This is a genomic window from Mycobacterium bourgelatii, from assembly GCF_010723575.1.
Classification (GTDB): Bacteria; Actinomycetota; Actinomycetes; order Mycobacteriales; family Mycobacteriaceae; genus Mycobacterium; species Mycobacterium bourgelatii.
This window is the reverse complement of record NZ_BLKZ01000001.1, coordinates 4,049,767-4,064,824: the sequence shown is the minus strand read 5'-3', so window position 1 is coordinate 4,064,824 and position 15,058 is coordinate 4,049,767. Positions and strand designations below refer to the sequence as shown.

The 15,058-nt window shown below is 65.5% G+C and carries 10 protein-coding genes; 8 read left to right on the top strand and 2 right to left on the bottom strand.

Annotated features, from left to right (window positions below; translation table 11 throughout):
• Nucleotides 1-18 precede the first annotated feature (18 nt).
• Nucleotides 19-2,586, top strand: coding sequence for a SpoIIE family protein phosphatase (locus G6N68_RS17595; protein WP_163714867.1), 2,568 nt, complete (start codon nt 19-21; stop codon nt 2,584-2,586).
• Nucleotides 2,586-2,906: an STAS domain-containing protein gene (locus G6N68_RS17590; protein WP_163714865.1), complete on the top strand. Its 321-nt coding sequence runs from the start codon at nt 2,586-2,588 to the stop codon at nt 2,904-2,906. The genes G6N68_RS17595 and G6N68_RS17590 overlap by 1 nt, the downstream gene beginning before the upstream one ends.
• A gap of 15 nt (nt 2,907-2,921) precedes the next feature.
• Here G6N68_RS17590 and G6N68_RS17585 read toward each other — a convergent pair whose 3' ends face one another.
• A complete protein-coding gene (locus tag G6N68_RS17585) occupies nt 2,922-3,770 on the bottom strand; it encodes a PaaX family transcriptional regulator (protein WP_163714863.1) in 849 nt (282 codons plus the stop codon).
• 183 nt (nt 3,771-3,953) lie between these two features.
• Between G6N68_RS17585 and boxB the strand changes: the two genes are divergently transcribed.
• The 6 genes from boxB (at nt 3,954) to G6N68_RS17555 (ending at nt 14,110) form a co-directional block, all read left to right on the top strand.
• Entirely contained in the window at nt 3,954-5,462 is a 1,509-nt protein-coding gene (gene boxB, locus G6N68_RS17580) for a benzoyl-CoA 2,3-epoxidase subunit BoxB (RefSeq protein WP_240355517.1), read from the top strand.
• Nucleotides 5,459-7,120 (top strand): 2,3-epoxybenzoyl-CoA dihydrolase, encoded by a 1,662-nt coding sequence (gene boxC / locus G6N68_RS17575; RefSeq protein WP_163714861.1) that lies wholly within the window; start codon nt 5,459-5,461, stop codon nt 7,118-7,120. Before boxB ends, boxC begins: the two co-directional genes overlap by 4 nt.
• Before the next feature lie 4 nt (nt 7,121-7,124).
• Complete coding sequence (locus G6N68_RS17570) at nt 7,125-8,777, top strand: benzoate-CoA ligase family protein (RefSeq protein WP_163714859.1); 1,653 nt, start codon at nt 7,125-7,127, stop codon at nt 8,775-8,777.
• A gap of 157 nt (nt 8,778-8,934) precedes the next feature.
• A complete protein-coding gene (locus G6N68_RS31520; protein WP_163714856.1) occupies nt 8,935-10,254 on the top strand; it encodes a PE family protein in 1,320 nt (439 codons plus the stop codon).
• Nucleotides 10,255-10,511: 257 nt separating this feature from the next.
• Nucleotides 10,512-11,165 carry a MerR family transcriptional regulator gene (locus tag G6N68_RS17560; protein WP_163714853.1) on the top strand — a complete coding sequence of 218 codons (654 nt, stop codon included), beginning with the start codon at nt 10,512-10,514 and terminating at the stop codon, nt 11,163-11,165.
• Nucleotides 11,162-14,110, top strand: coding sequence for a DUF4349 domain-containing protein (locus tag G6N68_RS17555; RefSeq protein WP_163714850.1), 2,949 nt, complete (start codon nt 11,162-11,164; stop codon nt 14,108-14,110). Before G6N68_RS17560 ends, G6N68_RS17555 begins: the two co-directional genes overlap by 4 nt.
• Here G6N68_RS17555 and G6N68_RS17550 read toward each other — a convergent pair.
• The gene (locus G6N68_RS17550) at nt 14,090-14,824 is read right to left on the bottom strand and encodes a sensor domain-containing protein (protein ID WP_163714846.1); all 735 of its coding nucleotides are present in this window, start codon (nt 14,822-14,824) and stop codon (nt 14,090-14,092) included. The two genes, G6N68_RS17555 and G6N68_RS17550, sit on opposite strands and share 21 nt — an antisense overlap.
• Nucleotides 14,825-15,058: the final 234 nt, after the last annotated feature.

Genomic DNA, 15,058 nt, shown 5'->3' with positions numbered 1-15,058 from the left:
ACGATTAGGTTTGTTCGTATGACCGACAACCGGGGGGGATCCGCTTTGACCTGGTTGGGCCGTCAAGAACTGGTCAAGCAAATGCACGAACAACTTGATGAGTTGGTCGCCGCTCGTGATCAGATGGAAAAGCTCGTACGCGTCATCGTCGAAATCGGCTCTGACCTGGACCTGACGGTGACGCTGCAGCGAGTGGTCGATGCCGCGATGGAGCTGACCGGTGCCCGGTTCGGGGCATTGGGAATCCGCGGATCTGACGGCAACCTGTTTTCTTTCGTCCGCACGGGAATCGACGACGCCACGGCGCGGCGGCTGGGCGATGTGCCGGTCGGTGAAGGTATCCGCGTCGACGACCTGAGCACGTACCCGGCGGCCAGTGGATTGCACGAACACGACTCGTCGTTGCGATCGCTCCTCGGAATCCCGATCACGGTTCGCGGGGCTGACTTCGGCAGCCTCTATCTGGCCGACGACCGGTCTGACCGGGCGTTCTCGGAATCCGATCAGGTCGTCGTGTGGGCGCTGGCCACCGCGGCGGCCGCCGCCGTCGACAACGCGCGGCTGTTCGAGCGCGAACGCGAAGCGGCGAAGTGGACGAACGCCAGTCGCGAGATCACGACGGCACTGCTGTCCGGAGACCCAAAGACCGGGCCGCTGCAACTGATCGTGAACCGCGCTCTGGAGCTCGCCGACGCTGAGCAGGCAATCTTGCTGGTGCCGGGGGAGCCCGATTTGCCGGCCAGCGAAGTCTCGACCCTTGTCGTGGCCGCCACGGCCGGTCGGTATGCGTCGGAGGTGATCGGTCGCCAGGTCCCGATGGACGGCTCCACCACGGGCGGTGTTGCGCGTCGGGGTCTGCCCATGATCACCGATTCCTTCGCATACCCGATCGAGGGCTTCACCGATGTTGGTGAGCGCCCCGCCATCGTCATGCCGCTCATCGCGCGCGACGCGGTGCTCGGGGTCATTGCGGTGGCGCGACACCCGCGGCAGGCGCGATTCAGCCACGACTACCTCGAGTTGGTCAGCGACTTCGCCCGGCATGCCGCAATCGCATTGGCACTGGCGGCTGGCCGCGAACATGCGCTGAACCAGGAGCTCGCTCAGGCGGACACCGTAGATGAGGCGGTGCGGGCCGCGGTCGAGGAACTTCGTCGGCAGTGGCGGGCGGTCCGGGTGCTGGCCGTCACATTCCCCAGCGCCAGTTCCTCGCCGGAAATGGCTTACATGCCCACAGTCGTGTCCGTGGGCGACGCCGTCCAGTGGAACGACCTGCCCTCTCAGCTACAGCAAACGCTCGGATCCCTGTGCGACGGTGACTTGCTCACCCCCACCATCGCCACGTCGGGGACAGCCGGCATCGCGCTGCAGCATCCGGAAGGCGTGCTGGTCGTCTGGATTGAACTGCCCGAGAACCGGCCGTTCACCCTCGAGGACCAGACCCTGCTCACCGTGCTGGCCGGCCGTCTCGGACAGGGACTGCAGCGGGTGTATCAGGTTGATCAGCAGCGCGAAGCCGCCCTGGCCTTGCAGCACGCGATTCTCGGACCCTCGCACCTGCCGTCCGGTTTCGCGGTGCGGTACCAGGCCGCCAGCCGGCCCCTGCAAGTGGGCGGCGACTGGTACGACGTCTTCGATCTGGACGACGGTCGCATCGCGATGGTTGTCGGCGACTGCGTCGGTCACGACTTGGCCGCCGCGACGGTGATGGGTCAGGTGCGCAGTGCCTGTCGCGCGTTGTTGTTTGACGAACCCAGCCCAGGTGCCGCCCTGTCCAGCATGGACCGCTTTGCCGCACGGCTGCCCGGTGCCCAATGCACCACCGCCGTTTGTGCGGTGCTCAACCCCGAGACCGGGGAAGTGGTCTACTCCAGTGCCGGGCACCCGCCACCCATCCTCGTCAAGTCCGACGGCTCCACTCAGATCCTCGACGACGGCCACACCATCCCACTGGGAGTGCGACGCAACTGGCCTCGTCCAGAGGCCCGGGTGACCATCCCAGCGCGGGCCACACTGGTGCTCTATACCGATGGTTTGGTCGAGCGGCGTCGCCACCCGTTGACCGAGGGCATCACCCGTGCCGCCGCCGTCATCAAGGACGAACATGGCTCTTCGCTTGATGAATTGGCCAACGAGATCATGTCCCGCCTAGCGCCCAGCGGCGGTTATCAGGACGACGTTGTCCTGCTGCTGTACCGCCACCCCGCCCCGTTGGAGTTGAACTTTCCGCCGCACGCGAGCCAGCTTGCGCACACCCGGAGCGCTTTGCGTAACTGGCTGAAGCAAGCCGAGGTGCGCGCCGAGCAGAGCATGAATGTGCTGATCGCCGCGGGCGAAGCCGTCTCGAACGCCATTGAGCACGGCCATCGCAACAAGTCGGAAGGTTTGATCCGGCTGGACGCGACCGCGTGCGTCGACGAGCTGCATTTGACCATCACCGACTCCGGCTCGTGGAAGCCGCAGCAGGTAATCGTGAACAACCAGCGCGGTCGGGGAATCAGCCTGATGCGCAGCCTCATGCAAGATGTGATCATCGATGCCAACACCGGCGGAACCACCGTTCACTTGTCCGCGAGGATTACCTGATGCCTACGTTGCTCACCCTTGACACCGCGATTTCCAGTACCGGCAAGCTCGTGTTGGTCGCTGTGGGAGAGATCGACCTGAGCAACATCGACGAGTTCAACGAAGCACTCGCTGCGGCCACCGCTGAAGCCGCGGCACGTGGCGAGAAAGTCACCGTTGACCTGAGTGCCGTGGAGTACCTCGACAGCGCTGCGATCAATGCGTTGTTCGCGCACGCCGACGACATTGAACTCATCGCCCAGCCCCTGCTGATGTCCGCCCTCACCATGAGCGGTCTGGCCGAACTGGTGTCCATCGAGGTTTCCCCCTCCGAAGAGTGATGCGCTGCGGGCCGGTCACGAAATCGCTTCCAGTTCGGTCCAGTACTGCTGGGCGGGAGCGTGCCACTCGTCGTGTCGGCGATGAAAGAGCGCGGCCGCTTGCGGGCCCGGCCAGTCGTGATCGAGGAGTTCACGCGGCAGGGCGGGATCAAGGAAGGGAAACTGCCGCCAGGCATGCACGAGCCGTACCTGTGCCTGGAAGGCTTTGAGCGGCGTGGTTGCGCGGAGCTCTCCGAACGTTGCGAGAAAATCCGCATAGCGTCCCTCGACTTCGGTCAAGGACCAGGCATCGCCGATCAAGGTCTCGGCCTTGCCAATCGTGGTGAGCTTTCCCGTCCAGGCGAATGCCTTGTCTCCCAAGCCAAGTTCATCAACGATCGTCTCGACTTCGCCGACCTTGCTGACGTCGGGCAGGATCCAGATGCCCGGACTCGGCGAACCCATGCCCAGCCAGGTGAGTCGAGTCCGCAGGCGTTGACGCAATTTGCGTTGCGTCTCCGGGACCCCGACGGAGAGCACGAGCCACTGCCCGTCCCATGGCGACGGATCGGTCAAGAAGCCGTAGATGCGCCGGGTGCCCTCGGTAAGGAGGCGGGTGCCCGATCGCGTGATATGCCAGGACACGCGGCGGCCCGACTTCTCTGATTCCAGTAGGCCTTTGGCCGCCGTACGTGCGATGGCCTGGCGCGCGGCTTTCTCCTCGATACCTAGTGCGGCGAGGCCGGTCACCAACGCGGCCGTCCACACCGGACCGCCCCGGGGGTATACGAACTCACCGAGGACCGTCAGCAGGAGGCTCCCGGCGCTAGCGCCTCCGTCCGGCCACCGCGATGCCGCATCGATCGTGGCCTCGCCGACAGTCATGGACGCATTCTTTCGTATTCGACGACCGTGACGACACGGCCGGTGGCCGACCGTTGTCGCTGTCGGTTCTGCAAAAACTTCTCCGGGGTCTTTGTCAGCCGGCAATTATCTTCTACAAAACATAGACGAGTCGTAACAAAAGTGTAGAGTAATGTACCTACCCCTCAGCCCGAGGAGGACATCGTGACGACTGAACGGGCACCTGTCGGCACTGCGCCGGCACCGGTCGGGCCACTGAGCAAAATCGACTACAGCCAACGCATTCCGAACAATGTCAACCTGTCCGAGGACCGCCGACTGCAGCGCGCTTTGGAGAGCTGGCAACCACAATTCCTCGACTGGTGGCAGACGCTCGGCCCTCAACTGCCCACCAAGGACGTGTACCTGCGCACCGCAATAGCGGTGGGTCGTGATGGTTGGGCTCACTTCGACCATGTCCCGATGCAGGAATACCGCTGGGGCATATTCCTGGCTCCACGCGACCTCGATCGCCGAATCGGCTTCGGAAGGCACAAAGGTGACCCGGTGTGGCAGGAGGTACCGGGCCAGCATCGAGCCGAGTTGATGCGACTGATCACCGTGCAAGGCGATACCGAACCCGCGTCGGTCGAGCAGCAGCGCGCTCTCGGCCGAACCGCGCCCAGTCTGTACGACCTGCGAAACCTGTTCCAAGTCAACGTCGAAGAGGGCCGGCACCTATGGGCAATGGTGTATCTATTGCACGCCTACTTCGGACGTGACGGCCGCAACGAGGCGGAACAGCTGCTTCGGCGCCACTCCGGTGACCGGAACACTCCTCGCATATTGGGGGCCTTCAATCAGGCAACCACCGATTGGTTGCAGTTCTTCATGTTCACCTACTTCACTGACCGCGACGGCAAGTATCAACTTGGGACGCTGAAAGAGTCGGCCTTTGATCCGTTGGCCCGCACCTGTGCGTTCATGTTGAAAGAAGAAGCGCACCACATGTTCGTCGGGGCCAGCGGCGTCCAGCGAACAGTCCAGCGCACGGCGGAGTTGATGGCCGCGCACGGCTCGGTCGACCTCTTCCAGTACGGCGGGATTCCGCTGGACGTAATTCAGAAATACCTCAATGCCCAGTTCTCGGTTTCGATGGACCTGTTCGGCTCCGAACAATCCACCAATGCCGCCGCCTACTACACCGGAGGTCTCAAGGGACGCTGGCAGGAGGATCGTCGCGACGACGATCACATGCTCAGGGCCGCAAAGTATCCCATGCGCACGGTACGTGGCGGCGCGATAGTTGAAGACACGGTGCCTTACCTCACCGCGCTGAACCTCGACCTTCGCGACGAATACGTTGCGGACTGCCGCAACGGGGTTCACCGCTGGAACCAGGCGCTCGCAGCCGTCGGTCTTGACGAACGACTTGTGCTGCCGCACGAGGGTTTCAACCGGACAATCGGCACCTACGCCGGTCACTGGATATCACCAACCGGTGAAGTGCTGACGAGCGAGGAGTGGCACCGCAAGGCCGAGGCGTGGCTACCCACCGATGAGGACCGGGAGCGCGTGGCGAAATTGATGGTGCCGCACTATCAACCAGGGGATTTCGCCGGTTGGATCGCGCCGCCGAAGGTAGGAATCAACGGCCAGCCAGTGGAATTCGACTATGTACACCTCGACGACGAAGCCTCCCTCGAGGACCAAGCCTGCGGAGTACGGCGATGACCGTAGTGTCGTATCGCACCGAACCCTCGCAATACCGGCACTGGCGGCTGGATTTCGGCGGAGCCATCGCAACGTTGACGCTCGCCGTGGATCCCACCGGGGGATTGGTACCGGGCTACGAGCTCAAGATGAACTCATACGACTTGGGAGTGGACATCGAACTCTACGATGCCGTCCAACGTCTTCGGTTCGAACACCCGGAGGTGAAGGCTGTTGTCGTCACCGGTGGTATGGACCGAATGTTCTGTGCTGGAGCCAACATTCGGATGCTGGCGCAGTCGACACACTCGTGTAAGGTCAACTTCTGCAAGTTCACGAACGAAACCCGCAATGGCATCGAGGATGCGACGGAGAACTCGGGTCAGACATACATCGCCGCGCTCAACGGGACGGCGGCGGGTGGTGGTTATGAGCTCGCCGCGGCGTGCGAGGAGATCATCCTCATTGACGACGGATCGTCGGTGGTCTCGCTGCCCGAGGTCCCCCTCCTTGGAGTCCTGCCGGGAACGGGCGGTCTGACCAGAGTGGTCGACAAGCGCAAGGTTCGCAAGGACCGTGCCGACGCCTTTGCGACACGACCGGAAGGCATACGTGGGGCAACCGCCGTCGAGTGGGGCCTCGTCGATGAGGCCGTGCCACGAGCGCAATTCGGCGAACGGGTTCGCGCGCGCGCCGAGAGTGCCGCTCGCCGGTCGTGGCGCCCGGAGAGTGCGGCGGGCGTCGCGTTGACGCCGTTGACCCCACGAGTGGACGCGAATGAGATCGCGTATCGGTATGTCCGGGCGACGATGCACCCCAACGAGCGGTGCGTCGACATCGTGGTTTCGGGACCGGATTCGGAGCCACCCGCTGGTCCCGCCGAAGCCGTCCGGCAAGGTGCCTCGTACTGGCCCCTGGCGCTCACCCGCGAACTGGATGATTTGATCCTGCATCTGCGCACCAACGAAACCGCGCTGGGCCTTTGGGTGTTCCGTGTCGTCGGCGAGGCCGACTTGGTCGGCGCCTACGACCGCCAACTGCTGGACCACCAGAACGACTGGTTCATCAACGAGGTAATCCATTACTACAAAAGAACTTTGAAGCGTCTGGACGTCACCAGCCGCAGCTTGTTCGCCGTCATCGAACCTGGTTGTGCGTACGTGGGGATGCTGCTCGAGTTGGCGCTGGCGTGTGACCGCCAGTTCATGCTCGAGGGCATCTACGAGGACCTCGACACGGACGCGACGCCGGCGACCGTCGAAGTCACCGAATCGAATTTCGGCAGCTATCCGATGGGAAACGGCCTCACTCGGCTCGAGTCACGTTTCTACGGTCACCCGAAACAGCTTGTGGCCGTGGCCGAACAGATAGGCACGTCGATTTCGGCCACTGACGCCGCTCAGCTCGGTCTGGTCACGTCCGTTCTCGACGACATCGATTTCGCCGAGGAGCTTCGGATCGTCCTCGAAGAGCGAGCGTCACTCTCACCCGACGCGCTGAGCGGCATGGAGGCCAATTGCCGATTTGTGGGTCCGGAGTCGCTGGAAACAAAGATTTTTGGCCGACTCAGCGCCTGGCAGAACTGGATCTTCGTGCGGCCCAATGCCGTGGGTCCCGACGGCGCACTGCGCACCTACGGGTCCGGCGAACATGCGACGTTCGACGTCCAGCGGGTGTGAGCGAATGGAGCTCTTCAACGCTGCCGACTTCCTCGTACATCGACGGGTACGCCAGGGGCTGGGCGACAAGGTAGCGGTCATCGGGTCGGGCGTGCGGACCTACCAGCAGCTCTCCGACGAAGTGAGCCGCCTAGCCGCAGGCTTTCGGGGGCTCGGGTTGCAGCGCAACGACCGCATCGTGTTGGTGATGGCCGACGACATCGAGATGGCCAGCACGATTTTGGCGGCCTTTCATGCGGGTCTGGTGGCCGTACCGGTGTCGACGATGCTCATCGGGCGGGAGTTGGAACACATTCTCCGAGACTCGAAGCCTCGCGCGGTCGTCGCGACCGAGCAGTACCTACCGGCGTTGCTGCCGGCCGTCGAAGCATCGAACGATGTCGACCATCTCATCGTTTCCGGCTGCGCCAACGACGTCCTGCCGAGACTGTCGCGCCGCACCGTCAGTGTCCACGCATGGGCTGGCATCGTCGGTGCCTTTGCGGATCCCGCGGAACCCGAGGATGCCGAGGATCCCGCACTCACCCGCGCCGACGAATGGGCGTTGTGGCTCTACACCTCCGGAACCACGGGGACGCCGAAAGCGGCCATGCATCGGCACGCCAGCATCCGCCACGTCTACGAGAGCTACGGTCGGCGGGTATTGGGCATACGGCCCGAAGACCGCTGTTTGTCTGTGGCGAAATTGTTCTTTGCCTACGGAATCGGCAATAGCTTGTTCTTCCCACTGGCGGCCGGAGCAACGACGATATTGCAGCCCGCCCGGCCCGCCCCACGCACGATGTGCGACCGAATCGCGGCGACCGCGCCGAGCCTTTTTTTCGGGGTGCCGACCTTTTACGCCAGCCTGCTACAGGCCGAGATACCGGACACTTCGTTCCAGACCGTTCGGTTGTGCGTGTCGGCCGGCGAAGCACTGCCCGTCGCCGTGCAGACTCGATTCAGGCAGCGCTTCGGTGTCGACATCCTCGATGGCATCGGTAGCACGGAGGCGCTGCACATCTTCCTGTCCAACCGTCCTGAGGACATCTGCCCGGGCACCACCGGCAAGCCGGTGCCCGGATACCGGATCGAAATCCGAGACACCGACGGTCGCATTGTCGAGCGAGGGACGCCCGGCGACCTGTACGTCAGCGGTGACTCGATTGCGCTCGGATATTGGCAGCGCCCCGGCGCCGAGCAAGCCGTGTTCCACGGTGACTGGCTTCGAACCGGAGACACCTACTTCGTCGACGACGCCGGGTACTACCACTGCCTGGGCCGATCCAATGATCTGCTCAAGGCCGGCGGCATCTGGGTGTCACCGGTCGAGGTCGAGCAACGCTTGCTCGAACATGTCGCTGTCGCTGACGCCGCCGTAGTGGGCGTGCCCAACGCCGATGGCATTGACAAGCCGGTGGCCCTGGTTGTCTGCGCACCGGGCCATGAGCACGTCGGCGAGACGGAACTGATCGATTGGTGCCGAGAAGGGTTGGCGGCCTTCAAGCTGCCTCGGGCAATCCAATTCACCGAACAGTTGCCCAAGACGGCCACGGGTAAGCCGCAGCGCTACCGCGTCCGTCAATGGTGGATGAACCGCACGGCCGAAATGACCACAGTTACCTCCGCAGCGGTACCGCCGAGCCCGGACTCGTTGGTATCGACACCACGCTGGTAGGCCCAACTGGCGGTGCCTGACCAGGACATATTGGGTGTCCTTGCGATAACTACGCCCAAAGTCTCGGTGTAACGCGTTCTACAGCGATACGATCTGCCGTAGCTATGGCACGATGACGAGCGCCACAGCCGACTGACAGCAGGGGTGGGAGCTCCCTATGCCGGATCTGAACGTTACGCCGCAGTTGCTGGCCGCGGCGGCCAATGACCTGTCCGCGATCGCTGCGCAGATGAGCGGGGCCAATGCCGCCGCTGCCGCCCCGACGTCAGACCTGACGGCCGCGGGCGGGGATCCGGTATCGGCCTACATTGCGGCGCTGTTCAATTATCACGCGGCGCGTTACCAAGCCGTCGGCGCTCAGGCGGCGACGTACCACGAGCAGTTTGTGCAGCTCATGCGCAGCGGCGCGGGTTCGTATGCGGCCACCGAGGCCGCCAACGTCTCGCCGATGCAAGATGCCTTTGGCGCCGTCAAGGCAGCCGCCGAATCCCCGACCGGGCGCTCGTTGATCGACGGCGCCAAGAGTGCGGTGGGCACCGGCCGGGAAACCGCTGAGCGGGTCTTCGCCGATGGAAAAACCACCGGCGCGGCCCCGGTCGGTTCTACGTCATACGGCGGTGGCAGCGGTGGGGTAGGGGCCGGCGGGCTCGGTGGCGACGGGGGTGCTGGTAGCGGCGTTGCGGCGGGCGGTGGGTCAGCCGTCCATGCTGGTGGCGGCGACTTCAGCGGTGGCGGTACGGGCGGTGGTGGCGGCTCGTCCGCCGCGTCGGTCGGCAACGGCGGCGCACCCAGCGGGGCGGGAAGCATCAACTTCATGACCACCGGCGGTGGTGCGGCCGGTTGGGTCGCTGACCCGAACTTTGCAGCTGGCGGTCCCAGTGCAGCCGCGACCGGACCCGCTGTCCCGGCGACGCCATTGGGTGGTGGGGCCGGCGGCTCCGGCGTGCTCAATCCGGGCGGCCTGTTTGCCGGGGTTACCGGTGGCGTTGGACATGGCGCCGGCAATGTCGGAGACGCCGGGGCCGGGGCTACCTTTGCCGGAACGGACGGCGAATTCGCCCCCATCGCGGGCATGACCGCACCGGTGGCGCCGGTGGCTCCCGCGGCGGCGCCAGCACCGGCAACCCCCACAACCGCATCCGCGGCAGCGGAACAGTCGCTGTCCAAGCCCCCGTCACTGCAGCTGAACGACGCGGCTCACCCCAACCTGGCGCGCACGGACACTTCGGCGCATGCTGCCCAGCACGCCGCCCAGCACGCCGCGCATGTCGAGGGCGACAAAGCGCTGTTGCTCCTTCCCTTGCCGAGTCTTCGGACGTTGCGCGACAAGATAAAGAAATTGACGGAGCTGCGAACCTCGGAGCTCTACGGCGAAAGCGAATTCCGTAACCCGACTCGCGAGGATGCCTTCAGGCAGCTGAGCCCGCGCGACCAACTCCTGCAGGCCCTCGGCATCCGTCCGCCCGACCACGGCTGACCCAGACCGAACGACGCCTTGTCAGTAAGGCGGCACCGACCGCCGCGAGGACGGCCTCCTCGGTCGAAGACCTCGACCATCCACTGATCGCTGTCGGCGTCGCCGACGCAGTGCCCTTCGCGATCGGCCTGGCCTGTTCGGCCTTCATCAAGTCCTCCAACGCACCGACGAGCAGTCGACGATAAGCGCTTCGCGGGCGGCACTCTCGTTCACCCAAACATTGACAGTGTCACGATTACAGTGTCAGTATCGACAACATGACCGCGCAGGCGTCGTGGACGCTGGACGAGTTGGTGCGACGGGTTGCCGTCGGACTGGCCGATCCCGCGTATCCGGGAGCGCCGAACGGCCGGGTCCGGGAGCTACCAGATCGCCGGGCGGTGCGCTGGTATACGACGACGGGTCTGGTGGATCGCCCGGCCATGCAGGGGCGCACGGCGCTGTATGGCCCGAGGCAGTTGCTGCAAGTGATTGCGGTCAAACGCCGGCAGGCCGAGGGTCGGTCGCTGGCCGAGATCCAGGCCGAGCTCGCGGGCGCGACCGACGAAACGTTGCGCCGCGTCGCCGCCGTCCCCGAAGAAGTTCTGGCCCCGCCGTCGGAACCTGCCGCGAGCGTGCACGAAATGCCGGATTCGACGGTGTGTCGCCGTACCGACACGCACGCTCGCGAACAGGAGCGGCCAGCAAGACGGAGGCGGTTTTGGGCCGAGCACCCTGCCGCCGCCCCTGACACTGTTAGGAAGCTGTCGGCGGTGAGTCTGCCCGGGGGAGCCTTGCTCATGCTGCCCGGCGACCCCGACGGCCGTCCCGACGAAGACGACATCCACGCGATCCACGAGGCCGCACGGCCACTGCTCGATCTGCTGGCCGATCGTGGCCTGCTCTCCCTCGACGAACGGAGCCCCTCATGACCGTCCGCATCACGCCGACGAGTGAAGTAGGGACGGACGACGCCGAATTGGGTGCGCTGCGTACCGAGCGCGGGAGCCTGCCGCTCGACCGCGTCGACATCCGGGTCGAGATCACCGGCCTCACCAGCCAAATCGAACTGACCCAGGCCTTCGTGAACACCTTCGACGAACCGCTGGAAGCCAGCTACGTCTTTCCCCTGCCGGATCGCGCCGCGGTCACCCGCATGCAGATGACGGTCGACGGGCGGACCGTCGAGGCGGAACTTCGCGAGCGTGAGGCCGCGCGCGAAGCCTACGACGAGGCGGTGGCGTCGGGCCGGCGGGCGTCCATCACCGAAGAGGAGCGACCCGACGTCTTCACCATGCGGGTCGGCAACATCCTGCCCGGTGCGAGGGTCGGCGTGACGCTCACCATGGTCAATCCACTGGTGTACGACGACGGCGAGGCGACATTCCGCTTTCCGCTCGTGGTTGCGCCCCGGTACATCCCGGGTGAACCGCTCGCCGACTTCGCCGTCGGCGACGGTCATGCCGACGACACGGACGCGGTGCCGGACGCGTCCCGCATCACCCCGCCCGTGCTCGCGCCGGATTTCCCGCATCGAGTGCCGGTCTCCATCGACATCGGCCTCGACCCGGCCGGTCTCCCGGTACCGGAGGTGCAGTCCAACCTGCCCGCGGTGACGACCGACGACGGACGGATCCGAATAGAACCCGGGACAACGCCCAAACGGGACTTCGTGCTCCGGCTGCGCTACGGAGTCGACGCTCTGACGAGCTCACTCGTGTTGGTCCCCGACAGCGACGGAGACGAGGGGACGTATCGGCTCACCGTGCTGCCACCGGCATCGAGCGGGCCGTCGCGGCCCCGGGACGTGGTGCTGGTGCTCGACCACTCCGCCAGCATGGCGGGGTGGAAGGTCGTGGCCGCGCGCCGCGCCGCCGCGCGAATCGTGGACACGCTCGACGCCGAGGACAGGTTCGCGGTGCTGACCATCGGCGACGGGGTCAGCCGTCCGACCGGCCTGGGTGAGGGTCTGGTCGATGCCAGCGACCAGAACCGCTATCGCGCGGTCGAGCACTTCGCGCGCGTCGAGGCGGGAGGCAACACCACGATGCTGGCGCCAATGCGGCAGGCGCTCGCGCTGGCCGGCGACGCGCGGCAGAGCACCGGCCGTGACGTCGCCGTCATCGTGATCACCGACGGGCAGATCGGCAACGAAGACCAACTATTGCGTGAACTGGCGAGCGACCTGCGCCGAGTGCGCGTGCACACCGTCGGTATCGACCAAGCCGTCAACGCCGGATTCTTGCGCCGGCTTGCCACAGTGGGCGGGGGTAGCTGCGATCTGGTGGAAAGTGAGGATCGGCTCGACGAGGCTTTGCCCGCGATCCGGCGCCACATCGGTGTGCCACTTGCGCATTCGCTGACACTGCACGCCAAGGGGCTTTCGCTGATTGAGGAGACCACCAGCCCAGCCCGGCTGCCGGATCTGTATCCCGGAACCCCGTTGGTGGTGACCGGACGGTACCGGGGGAGTGCAGGGACCACTCTCGGCTCGATCACACTGCGCGGCGGGACGGACGCCGGCGAAGACTGGTCGGTCACGGTGGGCGGCCATCCCCTTGAAGCGCCGGAGGTGACCGCGCAGTGGGCTCGGGCGCATGTACGCGACCTCGAGGACCGCTACGCCGCGGCAGGCGAGGCTTCGACCAAGGAGTTGGAGCAGCGGATCGTCGACACCTCGCTGCGGTTCGGAGTTCTGTGCAGGTTCACCGCGTTCGTCGCCCCAGACAGCCGGGACGGCCGGGTGGTAGCCGAGGGCGCACTACTGCACCGCGTGCTGCAACCCGTCGAGGCATCGGTTCGGCGCGATACCGCCGCCGCCAAGCCCATCCCTGGTGTAAGTGCCGAAAACACGGCAAAGGCACCGAAACCGACACCGCGAACTGTCAAGCTCCGCAACGTGATCGCCGCGGCGTTGGTCGGCGTCGTGCTGGTCGGTCTTGGCTTTGCCTGGTCGCTTCGGGGGGAGGGCGTCCCCCCGACGGCCCGTGACGAAGGCGTGGTGTCGGGCAAACTGAACGACGTCTCGGATGCCTACCGCGAGGCGCCCGGGCAGGGCCGGGGAGCTCCCGCGACGAGGGGCGGCGCCGGCACCGAAAACACGGTCGTCGTGCCGGAGGCCCCCGCGCCGGTTCCGCCACAGTCGCCAACGGACGGCACTCCCTTCAAGCGCGAAATCGTCACCACCGGATCGATGCAGTTGGTCGTCACCGAGCCCGCCGACGTGGCCGATCGGCTGGTCGCCGCGGTCACCGAGGCCGGAGGCCGGGTGGACTCGCGGTCGCAGCAGTCCGCGTCCCAGTCCGCTCAGCCGACGGTCGACCTCGCGTTGCGGATTCCCGCCGACAAGCTCGACGGCGTCCTGGCCGACGCCAAGAAACTCGGCGACGTGCGGTCGATGTCGATCAACCACACCGATGTCACCTCGCAGCGCGTGGATCTCGATGCCCGCATCGCTGCCCTGCAGACCTCGGTCAACCGACTTCGCGAACTGATGGGCCGCGCGGGCAGCGTCGCCGACCTGCTCGCTGCCGAATCGTCGCTTACTCAACGACAGGCCGAACTGGACTCACTGCGTGCTCAACGCGCCACCCTGGGCGACGAGATCGCGTACGCGACGATCAATGTCAACATCTCGACCACGCCGACGGTGCCCCCCCGAACCGGTTTCGGAGGCGCACTCCAGCATGGGTGGCAGTCGCTGCTGTCCGCCGTCCACGCCGTCGTGCTGACAGTCGGGTTCCTGCTCCCATGGCTACCGGTGCTGGCCGCGCTGGTCTGGGGCGTGGTGTGGGTGGTCCGCCGCAGGTCTTCCCGGCGTACCGCGCCCGCCGAGGAGCGCGCGGACGCGGCCGCGTCAAGCGGTGAAGCTGAGTAGCTGGTTGATCTTCTCGAGCCGCTTGGTCGCCAAGGGATTGATGTCCACCGAGCGGTCGGGCGAACAGGTGACGATTTCCGAGACGACGTTGGCCTTGGCGATCACCGCGAACTCGCAAATCCATCGTTGGCCATTCAAAGTCGTCATCCAATGCACGATCTCGGGCGCACTCGGCATCAGCGCCGCCGGGGTCACGGTCATCCTGCGCTCGTCGTCGGCCCAGGCGCTGACGGGGTGCTGGCAGCCGGACACCGTGTTGCGTACCGAGGCGAGAAAGCCGGCGGCATCGAAGTTGCTCGGATAGGCGGCCGAAACCTCGAGCAACTGGTGCTGGTCCTTCAGATGGTCTTGCTGGGTGCGGGCCTCACGACCGGTGTAGTTGCTCGGAAACAAGGGGAAGCGACCGAACGCCACCGCGCCATGGCACTTCGCCGGATCGGCCCCGATGAACAACGCGGCCTGCATGTCATCCTCAGTCAGCGGATGGTTCGGCACCACCGAGAACGACGCCGACGGCGTCAACAGATCGTCCAGCTGAGAAGGCTGGATGGGACCGCTGGGACCGGCGCCTCTCGGCGCGGCCGTCGGGGTGCCGCCGACCACGCTGGTGCATCCCGCAAGCGCAATGCACAACACCAGGACAAACCAGCGCAACGTTTGGCTCCCGAGCTTGAGAGTGGTGTGCCCGCGCGGCGATGCGTCACCGCCCGCCATCCACCGCCTCCTTCACAGCCGAAGATTTCGTCTAGGTCAGTATCCGCTGGACGTCGTGACCGCGCTTACCGAGTCCCGGACTGCGCAAAACCGTCACACAATCGCCGGACTGGGCGCAAAATTGACGCACAAGTTGGCGCTTTCCGCCCAACGACGAAGGAGCGAGGTTTGCAATGAGCCATGTGCTAAGGCGATCCGCAATCGGGGCGTTCGCTCTTGCCTCCGCGGTGCTGA

What these genes read in the sequence shown, in the direction of transcription:
- G6N68_RS17595 (WP_163714867.1), top strand. Translation starts at nt 19, where the DNA reads ATGACCGACAACCGGGGGGGATCCGCTTTGACCTGGTTGGGCCGTCAA.
- G6N68_RS17590 (WP_163714865.1), top strand. Translation starts at nt 2,586, where the DNA reads ATGCCTACGTTGCTCACCCTTGACACCGCGATTTCCAGTACCGGCAAG.
- G6N68_RS17585 (WP_163714863.1), bottom strand. Translation starts at nt 3,770, where the DNA reads ATGACTGTCGGCGAGGCCACGATCGATGCGGCATCGCGGTGGCCGGAC.
- boxC (WP_163714861.1), top strand. Translation starts at nt 5,459, where the DNA reads ATGACCGTAGTGTCGTATCGCACCGAACCCTCGCAATACCGGCACTGG.
- G6N68_RS17570 (WP_163714859.1), top strand. Translation starts at nt 7,125, where the DNA reads ATGGAGCTCTTCAACGCTGCCGACTTCCTCGTACATCGACGGGTACGC.
- G6N68_RS31520 (WP_163714856.1), top strand. Translation starts at nt 8,935, where the DNA reads ATGCCGGATCTGAACGTTACGCCGCAGTTGCTGGCCGCGGCGGCCAAT.
- G6N68_RS17560 (WP_163714853.1), top strand. Translation starts at nt 10,512, where the DNA reads ATGACCGCGCAGGCGTCGTGGACGCTGGACGAGTTGGTGCGACGGGTT.
- G6N68_RS17555 (WP_163714850.1), top strand. Translation starts at nt 11,162, where the DNA reads ATGACCGTCCGCATCACGCCGACGAGTGAAGTAGGGACGGACGACGCC.
- G6N68_RS17550 (WP_163714846.1), bottom strand. Translation starts at nt 14,824, where the DNA reads ATGGCGGGCGGTGACGCATCGCCGCGCGGGCACACCACTCTCAAGCTC.